General features: G+C 39.5%; 20 protein-coding genes. 18 read left to right on the forward strand and 2 right to left on the reverse strand.

Going from position 1 to position 17,141, the window contains the following annotated elements:
- The first annotated feature begins 137 nt into the window (after nt 1-137).
- From WC788_02985 to WC788_02995, 3 genes are read left to right on the forward strand one after another with little or no spacing between them, the layout of a single operon-like run.
- Nucleotides 138-863 (forward strand): anaerobic ribonucleoside-triphosphate reductase activating protein, encoded by a 726-nt coding sequence (locus tag WC788_02985; GenBank protein ID MFA6096567.1) that lies wholly within the window; start codon nt 138-140, stop codon nt 861-863.
- A gap of 3 nt (nt 864-866) precedes the next feature.
- Nucleotides 867-1,139, forward strand: coding sequence for a DUF167 domain-containing protein (locus WC788_02990; GenBank protein MFA6096568.1), 273 nt, complete (start codon nt 867-869; stop codon nt 1,137-1,139).
- Nucleotides 1,132-2,637, forward strand: coding sequence for a ComEC/Rec2 family competence protein (locus tag WC788_02995; GenBank protein MFA6096569.1), 1,506 nt, complete (start codon nt 1,132-1,134; stop codon nt 2,635-2,637). The genes WC788_02990 and WC788_02995 overlap by 8 nt, the downstream gene beginning before the upstream one ends.
- Before the next feature lie 19 nt (nt 2,638-2,656).
- On the opposite strand, the gene WC788_03000 is transcribed toward WC788_02995, so the two are convergent.
- Entirely contained in the window at nt 2,657-2,956 is a 300-nt protein-coding gene (locus WC788_03000; protein MFA6096570.1) for a hypothetical protein, read from the reverse strand.
- Between the two features lie 211 nt (nt 2,957-3,167).
- Between WC788_03000 and WC788_03005 the strand changes: the two genes are divergently transcribed.
- The 12 genes from WC788_03005 (at nt 3,168) to WC788_03060 (ending at nt 13,347) form a co-directional block, all read left to right on the forward strand.
- On the forward strand, nt 3,168-3,902 hold the full coding sequence (locus WC788_03005; GenBank protein MFA6096571.1) for an MBL fold metallo-hydrolase: 735 nt from the start codon (nt 3,168-3,170) through the stop codon (nt 3,900-3,902).
- A gap of 68 nt (nt 3,903-3,970) precedes the next feature.
- Nucleotides 3,971-4,600: a hypothetical protein gene (locus WC788_03010; protein ID MFA6096572.1), complete on the forward strand. Its 630-nt coding sequence runs from the start codon at nt 3,971-3,973 to the stop codon at nt 4,598-4,600.
- Nucleotides 4,601-4,628: 28 nt separating this feature from the next.
- Nucleotides 4,629-5,234: a nucleoside-diphosphate kinase gene (locus tag WC788_03015; GenBank protein ID MFA6096573.1), complete on the forward strand. Its 606-nt coding sequence runs from the start codon at nt 4,629-4,631 to the stop codon at nt 5,232-5,234.
- Between the two features lie 18 nt (nt 5,235-5,252).
- Nucleotides 5,253-7,538: an AAA family ATPase gene (locus WC788_03020; GenBank protein MFA6096574.1), complete on the forward strand. Its 2,286-nt coding sequence runs from the start codon at nt 5,253-5,255 to the stop codon at nt 7,536-7,538.
- Nucleotides 7,539-7,889: 351 nt separating this feature from the next.
- A complete protein-coding gene (locus tag WC788_03025; protein MFA6096575.1) occupies nt 7,890-8,540 on the forward strand; it encodes a hypothetical protein in 651 nt (216 codons plus the stop codon).
- Nucleotides 8,541-8,720: 180 nt separating this feature from the next.
- Nucleotides 8,721-9,068 (forward strand): 30S ribosomal protein S16, encoded by a 348-nt coding sequence (rpsP, locus tag WC788_03030; protein ID MFA6096576.1) that lies wholly within the window; start codon nt 8,721-8,723, stop codon nt 9,066-9,068.
- A gap of 225 nt (nt 9,069-9,293) precedes the next feature.
- Nucleotides 9,294-9,611 (forward strand): KH domain-containing protein, encoded by a 318-nt coding sequence (locus WC788_03035; protein ID MFA6096577.1) that lies wholly within the window; start codon nt 9,294-9,296, stop codon nt 9,609-9,611.
- 143 nt (nt 9,612-9,754) lie between these two features.
- Nucleotides 9,755-10,783, forward strand: coding sequence for a hypothetical protein (locus WC788_03040; GenBank protein MFA6096578.1), 1,029 nt, complete (start codon nt 9,755-9,757; stop codon nt 10,781-10,783).
- Between the two features lie 13 nt (nt 10,784-10,796).
- Entirely contained in the window at nt 10,797-11,501 is a 705-nt protein-coding gene (gene trmD, locus WC788_03045; protein ID MFA6096579.1) for a tRNA (guanosine(37)-N1)-methyltransferase TrmD, read from the forward strand.
- Between the two features lie 4 nt (nt 11,502-11,505).
- Nucleotides 11,506-12,270, forward strand: coding sequence for a hypothetical protein (locus WC788_03050; GenBank protein ID MFA6096580.1), 765 nt, complete (start codon nt 11,506-11,508; stop codon nt 12,268-12,270).
- A gap of 17 nt (nt 12,271-12,287) precedes the next feature.
- Nucleotides 12,288-12,500 (forward strand): hypothetical protein, encoded by a 213-nt coding sequence (locus WC788_03055; GenBank protein MFA6096581.1) that lies wholly within the window; start codon nt 12,288-12,290, stop codon nt 12,498-12,500.
- Between the two features lie 55 nt (nt 12,501-12,555).
- The gene (locus WC788_03060; GenBank protein ID MFA6096582.1) at nt 12,556-13,347 is read left to right on the forward strand and encodes a thioredoxin family protein; all 792 of its coding nucleotides are present in this window, start codon (nt 12,556-12,558) and stop codon (nt 13,345-13,347) included.
- Nucleotides 13,348-13,387: 40 nt separating this feature from the next.
- Here WC788_03060 and gpmI read toward each other — a convergent pair whose 3' ends face one another.
- Entirely contained in the window at nt 13,388-14,968 is a 1,581-nt protein-coding gene (gene gpmI / locus WC788_03065) for a 2,3-bisphosphoglycerate-independent phosphoglycerate mutase (GenBank protein MFA6096583.1), read from the reverse strand.
- A gap of 126 nt (nt 14,969-15,094) precedes the next feature.
- Between gpmI and WC788_03070 the strand changes: the two genes are divergently transcribed.
- The 3 genes from WC788_03070 to WC788_03080 all read left to right on the forward strand — a co-directional run bounded on the left by WC788_03070 (nt 15,095) and on the right by WC788_03080 (nt 17,127).
- Complete coding sequence (locus WC788_03070; protein ID MFA6096584.1) at nt 15,095-15,295, forward strand: zinc ribbon domain-containing protein; 201 nt, start codon at nt 15,095-15,097, stop codon at nt 15,293-15,295.
- An 86-nt stretch (nt 15,296-15,381) separates the two neighbouring features.
- Nucleotides 15,382-16,212 carry a hypothetical protein gene (locus WC788_03075; GenBank protein ID MFA6096585.1) on the forward strand — a complete coding sequence of 277 codons (831 nt, stop codon included), beginning with the start codon at nt 15,382-15,384 and terminating at the stop codon, nt 16,210-16,212.
- Nucleotides 16,213-17,127, forward strand: coding sequence for a hypothetical protein (locus WC788_03080; GenBank protein MFA6096586.1), 915 nt, complete (start codon nt 16,213-16,215; stop codon nt 17,125-17,127).
- Nucleotides 17,128-17,141: the final 14 nt, after the last annotated feature.

The raw sequence follows: 17,141 nt of genomic DNA on the forward strand, positions 1-17,141 counted from the left end.
TTCAAATGCTGTACAAAAAAGCATCTTATGATGTTTTTTTGTTTTGCCGGCAGCGGAGGCATAAAATTGAACAAAAATGATTATAGTGCTATATTGTTAACAGTGGTAAACGAATTTAACCGGGAAACGAATATAACATGATCATAGGCGGAATGCAAAAATTTACCCTGCTTGATTATCCGGGCAAAATATCGGCAATTGTTTTTACGAAAGGCTGCAATTTGAGGTGCCCTTATTGCCATAATCCCGAAATAGTCGATCCCAAAAAGATAGATTATGAAAATAATATAAGCGAACAAGACGTTATTAAGTTCCTCGAAACAAGAAAGGGTGATCTTGACGGGGTTTGCATAACGGGAGGGGAGCCTACCCTGCAGATAGGATTAAGCGGTTTCATCAGGAAAATAAAAGATATGGGTTTTTTGGTCAAGCTCGATACGAATGCGACTCAGTTGGGAACCGTCAAGAATCTGGTAAAGGACGACATTGTCGACTATTGGGCGGTGGATATAAAAACGGTACCGAAAAAATATATAATTCTGGGCGGCGGCGATGGCGTTGTAAAAAATATTGAAAAAAGCCTGGGTCTGATGATCAATAGCGGCAAAAAACTTGAACTCAGGACAACGGTTGTCAGGGGGCTGGTGAATGAGGGTGATATAGATGTAATGATGGCGTGGCTGAATGGCATTAATAAGGAGATACTCAAAAAGATAGACAGATATTCACTCCAGGGATTCAGGCCGGAGAAGACTCTGCTTGCCGGATATGCAGCAGTCGTGCCCTATCCCAGGGAAATGCTTGAAATAATGGCTGAAAAAATAAAGCCATTTTGCAGGAATGTAATAATTATGTCTGATTAAAACATGAAATTTAGATGCAAGGTCATCACCAGGTCATCAAGGAATGAGGTGGTGGGTATCGACAATTTATATCGGCTTGATCTTGGTTTTAAGGGAAGGGCGAAAGATGACGAACTTCCGATGCTGAGAATATATCTGACGGCCGTTCCGGAAAATGGAAAAGCGAATAAGAAGCTGGTTGAGGTTTTGTCCGAAGCAATGGATATCAGTAGGAGCAGGATCAGTATCATTAAAGGTGAAAAAAGCCATGAGAAGGTCATAGAGATCGATGACTAGGTCGGAATTATTTTTAGTTCTTTGCGGAGCATTCATATCCGGAGTGCTGCTTGGATCGTATTGTTTTGTTGAGATCTGGCTATTGATATTTTATTCAGGCATCGCGGCGATGCTGTTTTTTATTTTCAGAAAAGGCAATGCCGCGAAATTATCGCTTGTAATACTGATCATTCTGGCAGGAGCAGTCAGCATAGAAATGCGCGTGAAAAATGATGAGGCTGCAGTAAAATTAAATGGATTTGAGGAGGGGCGAAAAATTAAAATCGAGGGCAGAATGGCGCATATTGGAACTGCAAAGAACAGTGATCAGGAAATAGTGCTTGATAGTCTGAAGAACTCGGCAAGCGGAAGTGCAATTCCTGGAAAAATCATCGTATATCTTCCCCACTATCCCGCCTATAAGGCATGCAGCGCTATTGTTATTGAGGGGAAGATCAATATGCCAAGTAATTTCAGCGGCTTTGACTACAGGATGTATCTTGCGTCAAAAGGTATATATTATACAATGTATTATCCCAAAATAGAATCCGTAAAGAATACCACAGATCTTTTGTGCGGGTATTCCGCAGGAATCAGAGATTTTGCATCCGAGCTCAATAAAAAGATATATCCCCAGCCGCAATCCGCCATTATGAATGCTCTGATATTGGGCATCGAATCGGATATAAGCGAAGAAGTGATAAACGCTTTCAATAAAACGGGAACGCGTCATCTTCTCGCAATATCCGGCTTTAATATTTCCATAATTGCGATCATTCTGATGAGTCTTCTGCTGTCGTTGGGAATAAGGAGGGACAGAGCATTTTATTTTTCATCGATCGGGATCATACTTTATGTTATGATCATAGAAAGTTCGTCTTCGTCGATCAGAGCCGGTATAATGGGCGAATTAGTGCTTGTAGCGTTCAAGCTTGGCAGGCTTCCTTCGGCTCTGAACGCCATTGTTTTTGCGGCCAGCGCAATGCTTCTTGAAAATCCTTATCTGCTCCGATATGACGTGGGATTTCAGCTTTCATTTCTTGCGGTGATGGGTCTGATGTTCATCTATCCGAAATTTGATAAACATCTGTCCGGCATCAGGGACATATTCGGCATGAAGACGATATTTATGGCAACGATTTCCGCACAGATCGCGGCTTTGCCGATACTGTTGTATAATTTCGGGAACGTATCGGTCCTTTCTGTTGTTTCGAATATGCTTGTATTGCCGTTTGCCATAGCTGTCATGATCGGAGGATTTGCCATAATATTCATAGGGACGTTCAGCTTGTATCTTGCAAGGGTTCTGTCATGGCCCATCTGGCTTCTGATCGAATATCAAGTGGAGACGATCAAATATATCTCAAAAATAGATTTGTTCGCTATAAGATATGACGATCCGAATTATTTATTCGTGCCCGCATATTATATGATTTTGATAGGATTACTTCGGGGTAAAACATTTTTGAATAGCATAATGTCCGGAAACGCAAACAATAAAAAAATCCCGAAGCCTTGAGCTTGGGATGCTTTGAAGATCAACTGAACATCGGCATTCCTGTCTCCAGTTTTTTCTTAGATGTCTTTTTTATCGGATTAAGCGGGTCCATTGCGCTTTCATCGCACTCTTCCATGTCTTTATCATATTCTGCGATCTCGCTGCGTATAGAGCGTAATTTGCTCGCTGAAACGTTTTTGTGTTTCGTTATGCTGCCCGATCCGGGATGAAATTCATGAAGTATTTTTTTTCCTTTATTTTCGCGAAGATAAACAAACGTATCGCCATATCGCTCATCGAACCTGATCCCGAGAAATGTCGTGAAAGGCACATTTATCACTACTCCATTTATCGGAATTATCTCGATTTTCTCGTCAATCGTCTTTCTTTTTGTTTTTTTGGGAATATCAACACCTCCATATGATAAATCATAATCTTTAAGGATATTTTGTCAACGAAATATGATGGCATTGTTCAAAAATATAAGGACTGTATTGATTATATTTCTTGGAATTGTAAACTTCTTTATTTTGATGGTTTTTGGAAGCGATATGCAAAGCGTTCGTGCGAAGATCGTATTTCTGGATGTGGGCCAGGGCGATGCGACTCTGATTCTGGCGGAAAACGATGACCAGGTGCTGATAGACGGCGGCGATGGAAAGAGGATAATGGATGAATTGGGAAAAAATATGCCTTTTTATGATCATACGATCGAATTAGTTGTTATAACGCATCCGGACAGCGATCACGCAGGAGGATTGATCGAGGTGCTGAAATATTATGAGGTTGACGAGATTCTTCAGACGAGATATTCCTGCGATACTCAGATCTGCAAAGAGCTTGACGCGGTCATATCGGAAAAAGGAATTAAAAGACGTTATGCCCAATTCGGCCAAATGATCCATGCAGGCGATCAAAGTGCCGAGATTTTGCATTTCGGAGATGCCGGCACGGGTGCCAGCGATGACAATAACGATTCTATCGTCTTAAAGGCGTCGATCAATGGAAAAACCATATTGCTCATGGGTGATGCGGGATCGCTTGTTGAAAGCGATCTGATAAGACGCGGCATTGATATCGACTCGGATATATTGAAAGTGTCGCATCATGGAAGCAAGTCTGCCACATCCGCAGAATTCATTGAAAAAGTATCTCCTCAAAAAGCCATTATATCCGTCGGAAAGAACAAATACGGGCATCCATCGGATGATGTTCTGAACAGATTGAAAAATGTGAACATTGAGGTATTAAGAACGGATATTTCGGGCGATGTTGCCGTCGAGTGAAGTATTTACTTTTGAACTATTAATTGCTATTATGAACTATGTAGGGTGCGAATAATAATTTATTTGATATGGATACTAAAAATATCGAGATCGAGATTCGCGGGCCGCTTGACGATGAATCGCATAAGCAACTTTTGAAATATATCGACAAGAACGGAAGGCTTTTGAAAAAACAGAGCCGATTTCTTGTTGATTATTCCACGTTTCTTGAGGGCATCGGGGATAGGAAGTCGGATATCCGTCTCAGGGTGACAAATGGAAAGATCGAACTGATCGTTAAGAAGGGAAAGTTCGGAGCTTTTGCCAGGGAGGAGGCATCTGTTTTTGTGGAAGGCGGCGATCTGAAAAATGCTTTTTCGTTCATGGCTCTTTTGGGATTTAGAAAAGGCGTGGCAGCGGTCAGAAAAATTCTGAGATATGACGTTGACGGTGTTGAGATCGCAATTCAGGATGTGATCAGATACGGTACAAAAGATGAGATACACTCCAGATTCTATGAAGCTGAAGTAATGACGAGCAAAACGGACGCTGAAAAGGGAAAAAACCGGATAATCGCATTGCTAGACAAGATCGGTCTGAAAAAGTTCGGCGAAGAAGACTGGAACGAGTATATAGCGAAATTGAACAAAGAGGCTAATGGAGTGTATGACTATGACAAAGACAATGCAGATTCTCTGAAAAGCATGCCGGGTCTTTAATCAATATTTAATAAATAAACGAATTACAATGGAAAAACATCCAAAAAAAGAACGAACACTGGTAATTATTAAACCTGATGGCATCCAGAGGTCGCTAGTCGGAGATATTATAGGACGATTGGAGAGAGTCGGTTTGAAGTTTGTGGCTTTTAAATTTGTCATACCGAAGGAAGATCAATGCTGGGCGCATTATAACAAGAATGATGCGTGGTTTCAGATCAAGGGCGAGAGACAGGTGAATGAAAGGAAGGAACTCGGATTGAAGGTCGAAAAGTCGGCGATAGAATATGGAAAAGATATATTGAGAGCGAATATTGACTTCTTTATGTCGGGACCCGTTCTTGTGATACTGCTAGAAGGCAATCAGGCGGTGGGGATCACCAAAAAACTTGTGGGCGGAACCGAACCGCTGACTTCTGATGTTGGAACGATAAGGGGAGATCTGACGCTGGATTCCTATAGTGTTGCCGGGATCGACGGAAGAGCTGTCAGAAATCTCATACACTGTTCAGACAGTCCGATCGAGGCTGAAAGAGAATCGAAGATCTGGTTAAAAGACGGTGATGTAATTGAATACAGGCTCGTTCAGGATCAGATCCTGTATGATGTTAATTTGGACGGCATATTAGAATAAAAAATAAACGAGAAATCAATGTATCTAAAAAGGATAGAAACATCCGGCTTCAAATCATTTGCAAACAAGACAGATCTTGATTTTCCGAAAGGAGTCACGGGGATCGTAGGCCCGAACGGATCCGGAAAATCCAATATTGCCGATGCGGTGAAGTGGGTGCTGGGAGAGCAGAGCATGAAAAGTCTCCGAAGCAAGAAAGGAGAAGATGTTATATTCACGGGAAGCAGTAAGAAGGCGAAAATGAGCGCTGCGTCAGTTTCGCTTTTTCTTGATAATAATGATAAAAAGATCCCTATAGATTATGATGAAGTTGTGCTGACGAGAAAATTATTCAGAAACGGAGACAGTGAATATCTGATAAACAAGAACAGGGTCAGGCTTTCGGACATTGTCGATCTTCTCGTGAAGTCCGGCGTAAGCCAGAGAGGTTATTGCGTAATAAATCAGGGTATGGCTGATTCCATTTTGGCGGCATCTCCGACCGAAAGGATGGTTATTTTCGAGGAAGCGACAGGGGTTCGGGCATTCCAGATCAAGAAAAACCATACGATAAAGAAACTTGATGCAACGAAAAGAAACATGGTGAGGGTAACCGATCTTCTTGTTGAGATCGAGCCAAGGCTTGCTTTTCTGAAAAGACAGGCTTCAAGAGCGCTGAAGCGCGGAGAGGTTGAAAAGGAGTTGCGTGATGAACAGAATAGGCTTTATGGCGCTATATGGAAAAAATTGAACAAAGACAATGAGATATACAGGCAGCAGAAGGATGAAGTTGAGAAGGTGCTCGGTGGAAGCGAGAAAGAGATCGAGGAACTGAAAAAGCAATTGGAGGCATGTGATGGCAAGGATGTTGATTATAGCGGCGAATTCGAGAAGCTCAGGAATGAAATTGATTCGATACAAGTCACGATGAATGACCTGAGAAAGCACCTTTCGATGACTGAAGGCAGGATAGAGATCGAGAACGAAAGAAAGGTAAAAATAGAGAATCCCGACTTTCTGCCTATAAATCTGAAATACGTGAAAGAAAAGCTTACGAATATCATGGGTATTTTCAATAAATTGGCCTCAATTCTTGAGAATTTCGATAACCCCGAGAAGATCAATGAAGCGAGAAAAGAAGGCGCGGAAATAAAAGCCTTGATAATCGATCTATATGATGAAGTTCAGTCCGGAAAGATAAGCCAGAAGAAGCACGATATTCAATTTGACGACTCGAAGCTGAAGGAGCTGGAGAAAGAAAAGGGGCATATCGGCGGAAAAATCGAGGATCACCGGAAAAAATATGAAGAGGTCAGGAAGAAGATCGGCGAACTTAGCGACGAGGAAAAGGAAAAAAGAAAAGCGTTCTATGAATATGAAAGCAGGCTTCGCATCAGACAGGAAGAGATGAACAGATTGAAGGATAATATGAACCGGATAGGGATCGAGCTGGCGAAATTCGAGGTCAGAAAAGAGGATCTTACGAATGAAGTGCGGGATGAGCTCGGGACCGCAAACCCTGTTTATGAGAGAATAGAAAAAAACATAATCAATGGAGGATCGGAGCTTGAAAATATAAATATCGATGAATCAAGGCAAAAGGTCAGAAGGTTAAAGGTCCAATTCGAGCAGATCGGAGGCATTGATCCGCTTGTAGTGGAGGAATATGAGGAAACGGAAAAACGATTCGAATTTCTGACTGCGCAATCCAAAGATCTTGATCAGGCATCAGAGTCCATGAGGAGGATCATAGGGGAGCTGGATGAAAAAATAGAAAAACGTTTTAAGAGCTCGTTTAAGAATATCAGCGATGAATTTGACAGATATTTCAAGATAATCTTTTCCGGTGGAAAGGCGAATTTGTCGATAAGATATGAAGCTGAAAGCGAGGCCGCTGCCGGCGAAGAGGGTTCCGAGGAACAAGAATCAGGCGGTGAAGCTGATGAAATGGAAAGCGCGGAAAAAAAGCAAAGGATAGCGGGTATTGAAGTGAATGTTGCGCCTCCCGGAAAAAAGATCGCAAGTCTCGATATGCTTTCGGGCGGTGAAAGGGCGCTGACATCTATAGCTATACTGTTTGCTATCATTGCCAATAATCCGCCGCCATTTTCGGTTTTGGACGAGATAGATGCTGCATTGGATGAGGCAAATTCCGCGAAGCTATCTACAATAATAAAGGAAGTTTCAAAGAGTACGCAGTTTATTCTGATAACCCACAACCGAGAAATGATGAAGCAGGCCGATATACTTTATGGAGTCACTATGCACGATGACGGCGTTTCGAAAATAATATCGATCAAACTCGAGGAAATAAAGGAAAAATAGATAAGAAAATGATACATTCGAATATCTTATTATTTGGAGTGAAACGAAAATATATAAATACAAAGAACGGCAGCAACATTTGACAATATAACTATAATGCGTTATTGTGATGTGTTTTGCGGTGATGCGTTATATTTTATCAAATACGGCGCCTCGTCAGCAGAACGAGCAGTATAATATCAAGCGGTAATGTTTTTTAAGTCCGTAATATTTTCTCTAATCCGATAAAATGTTATTGATTTTAAAAATTTCTGAATAAATCGATTCAGAAAGGATCCCGTTCTTTGATACAATACATCAGAAGAAAAACGATTCATGTTGACCGAAGTCGGTTTTGGGAGGTGAATTGGCATGAAAATTATTCTCGATTTTGATGATGCGATATTTAATATGTATGCGATGATGGCTGAATTCAAAATGATATTCCATAGATCAGGATTTACATGTGACGAGTTCGATAAACTCTATAAAATTTGCAAAGAGATGACCGGCGGAAGTTTTGATTCCGAATTGATGGTTGATCTGTTTGAAAGAATCAGGCCGTACAACAAAAGATCAGCTCTGGATGAGATAAATTCGATCATACACAGATCAAGGGATTTCGTTTATGCGGATTTCTATGAGTTTATTAATTATTTCAGGCAAAACGAACTTATTTTGCTTTCATTCGGCACTACCAGGTTTCAGTACGAAAAGATCAATAATTCCGGTATTGCTGATAATTTCGGGAAAAGGATAATAACTGCAAAAGATAAATCCGAGGAAATTGAATTGCTGATGAGCGATCCGCGCGATGATATTGCGTTTTTCATAGACGATAAAGCGATCGTGATCGATAAGGTAAAAAGACGATTTCCCGAAATTATTGCTATGAAAATAGAGCGACCCCAGGGCGGTCATATCAGCAAAAAATCAATGTGCGCCGATTACAGGATCCGTGATCTGTATGAAGCGAGGCAAATAATAAATGCAACCATAAGAATAAGCGTTAGTGCAGGTTAAAGACCGATGCGGTCGGGGGAAACGGCCTTAACGGATTGTTTTTCTTCTTCTTTTTTAACAAGTATTATAGATTGATTTATATATCTGGAAAAATCGAATCAGATGTCGAAATGCTATGATAGTTTGACATTATCGTAGAAATGAATTAGTATATAATATGTTAATAAATAACGGTATAATATGCTGAAAATAAGATTAAACAGGATAGGGAAAAAGAACAGGGCTAGCTTCCGGGTTACAGTATCTGATTCGAGAAGGGCTCCGGGAGGAAAATTTATTGAAATTCTGGGTTATTACGATCCGCTCACAAAAGAAAAGTCATTTAATAAAGAGAGAATACTCTATTGGATGTCAAAAGGCGCTCAAACATCGGCAACCATGAATAATTTTTTTGTAGATGCGGGAATAATAAAAGGCGAAAAGGTTGTTGTATGGAGGCCAAAAAAGAAAGAGGAAGACAAGGGTAAGACATCGCCGGCGGCTACGGCAGCTCCTGCAGCAAAGCCGAAAGAAGAGGCCAAGAAATAAACAAAAAAAGCAACAATAAAAGTGCAATATTGACAAAATCCCGAAATTTGATATAATTATATTACAAAATGTGCAGTTTAATTATAATAAGCACATATTTCGTCTTTACGAAGCGAATAAAAGGTCGTAAGTTATAAAAAAGCTGCTGTGATTTACAGAAAGAATAATCAGTTAAACAGTGATTCCAAGCAATTTTGGCTGGAAGCTAATGAAGGAAAAAACAGAATGGAAAAAGATAAAGAGTTTGTTGAATTTGTAGTAAAATCAATCGTCGATCATCCGGAAGATGTTAGGATCGAAAGATCAGTCGATGAAATGGGAGTGCTGATCACTCTCAATATCAACCCTGAGGATATGGGCCAAGTCATTGGCAGGCAGGGTACTACCGCTAAGTCAATCAGGAACCTCTTGAGAGTTATCGGAGCAAAGAACAATGCCCGAGTAAATTTCAAGATCGTGGAACCGGAAGGTTCATTGAGATCAAGAGCTCCAAGAGAGAGAGAAACGAATGTTGACGACGTGGTAAACGATCTCAAATTGTAATTTCTCTGGATTTACAATAAGGAAAAACCGTGCTATTTTCTAAATAGACGGTTTTTTGTGTGTATAATGTTTGTAATGAAATATTACAAATCTATTATGAATTGATAATATGAGTATTTATAAGAGAAAAATTTGGAGAAAATGTGAATTATTCTGATAAAAAACCAGATATAGATCATGTGAATAATTTCCTGCACAATGATGATAAAAAAGAAAAGCCTGGATTCAGACGTGAAAAGTTTTATTTTGCAGAAAAATCAACAACAAAATTGCCATCATTGCTTTCTCGGGAAACCATCAAGGAGGAAGTTGATAAAATTGTTAATGAAAAAATAAAATTAACAAAACAAGATCTTAAAGAAGAATTTGGAATGGAAGAAACACCAGAAATGATCGAGAACAGAAATAATCTGAAAGATAGGTTGAAGATCAGGCTGATTAAATTTGCGCAAGAAAGAGGTCTTAATGTAAAAGACCGCTTAGCTGAAAACGATGATATATATTTTCTCAATAAAAAAGGATATGAAGATATCGGCGGAGATATAAATGAGCATGGCTGTAATATAGGCAATGATATTTTTGTTCGAGGTGAAAACAATGCAGATGAGAATACGATGCTACAGCACGAGTTAGTTCATTCTGCCTGTCTCCATAAGTTCTATATAAGCAATAATCCTGTGAAGGAAAATAATAAAACTCACGTAATAAGCTCGGGGTATGCCTCTTGTGTAGGAAATAAATATCTCAAGTATTTTAATGAAGGACTTACGGAGGTTACGGCGCTACAAATAAGTATGGAAAATAAGGATATATCTTATTCTAAGGGTGGGTATCGACCTCACGTAATTCTTATAACGGAGTTAGTTAGGGATGTCGCTGAAAAGTTAAGCGAAAGAGAAAATATGAATATCACACAAAAGGATATTTTAACCCATTTACAAATTGGAATGTTTCAAGCAAAAAGGGGTTATTTGGGCATAATTTCGGATATATATGGAAAAGGAGCACTTGAGTCGTTAATGAAAATGGGGATGGAAAAACAGGATGTGATTGAAGTTTCGAGAATTTTCAAATTATTATCGGCTGAAAAGAAAATTACTGATTATTATAATAACAAAGAAACAAGAATTCATATGGGAGATTCGGACATCGTATTTAATTCTGAAGATTAATTTATTTATATATATGCAATTCGACATTATAACAATTTTTCCGAAGATTTTTGAATCATACTTTAATGAAAGTATTTTAGGTAGAGCGCAGAAGAATAAAATGGTAAGGATTGCAATTCATGATCTGAGAGATTTTGCTCACGATAAACACAAAACAGTTGATGATTCGACGTATGGCGGGGGAGCCGGAATGGTTCTGAAGATTGAACCTATTTTTGAAATGCTTAAACACTTAAAGATAATAAAAAAAGACGGTACAAGGGTCAAGAGATCTTCGAATGATACTAAAGTTATCCTAATGTCCGCAAAAGGAGAAATATATAATCAGAAAATAGCCGTTGAAATGTCTAAGATAAAAAGAGTAGTAATTATTTGCGGAAGATACGAAGGAGTTGATGAAAGGGTGTCGAAATATTTGGTGGATGAAGATATCTCGATCGGAAAATATGTGTTAACGGGCGGCGAGATCCCTGCTATGGCATTGGTTGATTCCATTTCTCGATTGATTCCGGGCGTTGTCGGGAATAAAGAATCAATAGAGGATGAATCTTTTTCAAAAGAAGGATATCTTGAATATCCGCAATACACAAGGCCGGAATTGTTCTCTCCGGTAAAGGGCGTGAATTGGAGAGTCCCCGGAGTCTTGCTGTCGGGGGATCATTCAAAGATCAAAGAGTGGAGAGAAAAAATGTCAGTGAACGGGAACAAAATAAATTAAAAAAATGGAGCGGAACAAGGCGGGCTGTCAAAAGCCGGCCGAGGGAAATATCTATGCAGGAATCGGGCATTTACTAATGGTTTTTTTGTGCGCATTGATATTGTTCAATCAGCTGCTTATCATAAACATAAAGACGAAGCTTGGGATAGACGGCTATTTTTCAAAAATGGTTTATAATGTCATTTATACAAGGACAAATGAAACTCCTGCGGGCAGAGATCTGAAGCTGACGGGAAATATCCAAAAAGATGCGATTGAGATCGTTATGATTAAAGGACAGCCTGATCTGTATGGGAAAAAATTAAATGTATCTTTTGACAGGGTGCAGGAATCAATAGATATAATGAAAAAATACGATCCGAATATTAATATTTTTACTGAGCTGGAATTTGAAAGATATGCCGAAATAACAGGAAAAATATCATGTGAATTTTGCTGTCCGGTAACAGCGTTAACTTATGCCGATGGAAAACCCACATGCAATTGCGATCATGCCAAGGCAATGAGAGGTCTTGCCGCGCATTTGATCAAGAATTACGGCAATAAATTCAGCGATGATGAGATCTTGCGGGAACTTGCAAGATGGAAGGGATTATTCTTTCCGAAACAGATGATAAGTAAACTCATAGGCGAGATCAAAAGCGGAAAATTATCCCCGGATATCGCTGCGGTTTTAAACGGGATACAATTACCAAAATATGATCTTACCGATCAGAATATGAATAATGGCGAAATGGAAAATGTTCCCGACATGGTTGGAGGATGTTAAATTAATAATATATAAAAATGAACAATATAAATGATAAAGACCGTGCGAGTGAAGAAAATAATACATCCGAGGTAGCAGCAGCCGAGATGAATAGGGCAGTACCTTTGTGCGATCGGAGCAACAGATGGCTGATCATTGTTTTGATCATTATCCTGATCATTACGACGTTGCAAATGTCGGAATTATTGAAAATATTGGATGCTTTGAGAAAAATGAACGGAAATTTGTAATAATTTCATATAGAGAGCCAATCGCTCAATTGATTAAGAAAATCGGATGAATTGTATGATAAAAAAATCTCTTAATGGGAATAGGTTCGAAGTCGCCTTGGCAGCAATCATTGCCATTGTTTCGATTTTCAGTTTATTGACTGTGTTTGAGTCCGACAAGGCGTTAAATGGCATGCTGACTAAATATCAGGAGAAAAACAGACCGGCAAATCTTGATATTGTTCTGATAAAGGACAATAATTGTCCATATTGTTATGATGCAGCCGAACTGATAAGTGAAATAGAGACTGAGAATGTCAATATGGTATCAAGGCACGTTTTGGATTACCGGAGCAATGAAGCAAAGGAGATAATAATGAAATACCGAATTGAAAAAGTTCCGGCTGTTATAATCAAGGGCGAGATCGATAAGGTCGGTAATTTATACAATAAGTTCAAGGATATCGGCGAGATCATGGATGACGTTTTCATCTTTCGAGATGCCATGATGCCTTACGTCGATATCAAGTCCGGAAAATCCGTCGGAAATGTAAAAGTTGTATTGATGACGGCTGATGGTTGTGCTGATTGCTATAATTACGATAAATATATAGCAGAACTGAAAATACTTGGAATACCGACGTCGAACAGAGAGATAATCGATTATAAGTCGAATTCGGGGCAGGTCATGGTGAAAGCCAATGCGATCGAAAATGTGCCGACATTCATACTTACAGGAGATCTTGGGCGGTATCCGGCGCTTAAAAAGATACAGGACTATGACGATAATATATTCGTCTTAAGGAACGTGATCAAGCCGTATCTGAATATAGGCGACGGAAAGGTTTATACAAAAACGGATCAATAAAAAAAACAGCCTCGGGCTGTTTTTCGCCGTATGAAATGATTTATTCCGTGGGCAGATTATCCAGTATGCTTCGTCCGGTCATTTCATCCGGTTTTTGAAGTCCCAGAACGGCAAGAACTGTTGGTGCGACATCGCTAAGCATTCCGCCGACCCGCATATCTATATCATATTTCCGGGGCGTTGCAAATTTATTGTTTTTGCTTATAACAATAAAAGGAACCGGATTCGTCGTGTGTTCAGTCATGATTTCGCCGGTTTTGGGATTGAACATTTCTTCAGCATTGCCATGATCCGCAGTGATCAGAAGCGTAACATCGTTTCGCATGCAAGCCTCATAAATTCTGCCGAGGCAAATATCAATGATCTCTATGGCCTTTATTGTTTGTTTGAAATTTCCGGTATGACCCACCATGTCAGCATTGGCATAATTAAGCAGAATAAAATCAAATCTTCCTGAGTCCATGTCTTTAACAACGGTTTCAGTCAGCGTATCAGCGCTCATTTCCGGCGTTTGGTCATATGTTGAAACAGAAGGCGATGGTACAAGCGTCCGGTATTCGTTTTCAAATGGCGATTCTTTTCCGCCATTGAAGAAATATGTCACGTGTGCGTATTTTTCTGTTTCCGCGATCCTTAATTGTCTTAATCCATTATCGCTTATGACCCTTCCAAGCGGGTTTTCTACGATTTCGGGCGGAAAAACGACATTTACGGGAAGACCTTTCTCATATTCCATCATTGTGGCAATATATAGGTTTTCAATTTTTGCGCCCCTGTCGAAATTATCGAATTTATCGAGAGCGAATGCTTTTGTAAGCTGTCTCGCACGATCTTCTCTGATATTGTAATATATAATCGAATCATTTTCCTTTATTGGCGCGTAATTATTGAATTTGTCTGGAAAAATGGCCGGTTTAATGAATTCATCGGTCACATTCTGGGCATAGCTTTTTTCAAGTGCCAATTTCGGATCCAATTCCTTTATGCCGACCAGGTTTGCCAGGCAATAATATGCCATCTTCGTTCTGTCCCATGTCTGATTACGGTCCATTGCATAATATCTACCCATAATACTTGCAACATGGCCCGGCCAATTTTCTTCTTTAAGATTCCGCGTAAGTTCGGATAAATATTTCAGTCCTGCTGTTGTTTCAGTATCCCGGCCGTCAGTGAATATGTGTATAAATACTTTTTCGGTAGCAATATTGTGCATTTTAAGCATTTCCAATATGGCATAAAGGTGGTCGATGTGGCTATGGACCCCGCCGTCACTAAGCAGTCCCATTACATGAATATTGGAATTATTGTCTATTGAATGGGCTATGGCGTTAAGCAGCACGTCGTTGGAATAAAAAGTTTTGTCCTGGATAGACAGCGAGACGCGGGGCAAATTCTGATATAAGGTCTTTCCTGCGCCAAGTATAAGATGCCCTACTTCAGAATTTCCCATCTTTCCCCAAGGCAGTCCTGCTGCAATTCCAGATGCCTGAAGTATGGTATTGGGATAATATTTTATGAATGCGTCCATATTGGGAGTGGATGCATTCAGAATAGCGTTACCGCTTTGTTCGGGGCTGATTCCCCATCCGTCCAATACTACCAACATTGCTTTCTTGTTCATTTTTGTTTTAAGCTAGATTTTTTATCATTTGACATTTCATATTATATCATTTATTCTATGTTTATACAAGAAAATTCAGCTTTATCAAGAACATATATATTTAATTTATGTTATTGGTAATAAATTATGAAAGAATGTCAAAATTGCGGCATGCCCATGGTGAAAAATGAGGATTTCGGGAATAGCGACCCGAAAAGTGTTTTGTGCAGACTGTGTTTTTCCGATAAAAGTGCGGACGAAGAGAAAAAGGCAAGAGTTCCTGAGAAGGAAATTAAAATAATTGAACTGGTGGATCTGGACAGGCTGGATAGCGGAGATCTATTTTAAGCTTTCGATAGGCGATAGACCTTATGCAGGTCTTTTTTTGTTGCAAATAATGACGAAAATCGTTATAATTATAACAATAGAAATAAATGAATAATAAATTCATATTAGCAATAATTGTTGTTGTCAGCGCACCGATGGTTGCGGCTTATTTGTGGTATAAGACTGACGAACTGTCCCCGGAACCTGTTAAAGAAAACATGTCCTATTATGAGATTGTAAAAGAAGACGAAAAATGCGCTGACAATTGTTTTTTGGAATATATCGTTATGTCAGATGGCGTGGTCATGGAGAAATATATAAAAGATTTCAACAATAAAGAAAAGAACGGAATAAGGATGCTGAATGCGGGTGTTGAAGTGGAAAAGCTATTCGAAAAAGTTGCGTTATTTTTTAATAAATACGGAACAAATGACGGCATCAGCTGCGAGAGCTGTTCGTCATATCATTTATATTACTCGGGACGCGACGGCAGGAGATCGTTCGCGACAATAGAAGGAAGCAACGATTCGGAGGTCGTGAATATTCTTAGCGCCACTATGGATCTCATTGCAAAAGCAAGCGAGGGTAATGTTGATTTTTTTCATTTTTATTACGGCAAAAAAGACGGCGGATATCTTGATTATCATATTTTCACGGATGGCGTGATAATCCGTGAGGTGTTCGGCAAACGGAACGGCCAACTTCTGGAGTCGGATATTTATCGGTCAGATGGCAAAAGGATAGCTGATGTCATAAATTTAACGAAGGCGGATTTTTTTAATGAGAATAGTGAAATCAAGTTTTGCAACAACAGGGAGTTTCTATGGGGTTATCTTGAAGTAAAAACGCGAGAAAGCTATAATTACATATATACATGCGGCGACGGAAAGAATGATTCCGACATAATCTTCGATTATTTATATAATAATTTTGAATAGATGAAATATACGGCAATATCCATATCGATTATCGCTGTTTGTTTCGCAAAAATTGCGGAAGCGATCATTATAGTCCCTCCGATCATTTATATTGCCACCTTTTCCGTCGGATCATTTGTATTGAATACATTTATGATGACGGCCGTCTATATGGCTGGCCGGGGACTTGTGGATCGTTTTTATCTCGGGAAGCAGATGCATGAAATTGTCGGCATTGCGTTTTCATATCTGGGATATATATTTGTTATTATAGTTACGTCATTTGTTTCCATAGCCATCTTTGATCCGATCGATGCGCGAAGCCTGTTCTATGCGAGCGTTTTCTCTACCTTTTTGAGCTTTCTTATGATGGCTCTGAATAATTTCAGAAAATACACGCTTGCAGATTCGCACAAGAGGAATGAGATTGTTCTGCCGATGATAGTTTTTTCTGTGATCGTTTTTATAATAACGTTCGTGTCTGCATATTTCTCGATCAGTACCAGCATTATAAAAAAACAGGACCTTCCGAAAAAAACGGCGGTAACCGAGGATGTGTCAAATGCTCCCAGTGTTAATTTCGGAATTAATTTTGAAGCGAGCAAGAAAATGGCCGGTGAATACAAGAAGCAGGATGCGTCCGTTGCGGCGCCTGAAACCAAGGAAGATATTTGGTTCTATCCGTATATGAATGGAACATGCGAGATATACGTGGGAGGACGGCTCATCAAAGCTGAAATGCCATCGGGAAAATGCTTCTATTACGATAACAGCAATAATACGAGAAGAATGATATGTCCTATATATCTGACATTTGAAGAACTGAGCAGGTCACAGCCCAAGAAGAGCGCGTTAATGCAAATAGAAGGAAGGGGTTCGTGTCTCGACAGCTACAGGGTATATATAACCGAGAGCGGATTTAAATATGTTCAATAGAAAATGAAAACAAA

The sequence above is a fragment of the Candidatus Paceibacterota bacterium genome, from assembly GCA_041661265.1.
GTDB lineage: Bacteria > Patescibacteriota > Minisyncoccia > JAHIHE01 > JAGLIN01 > JBAZUT01.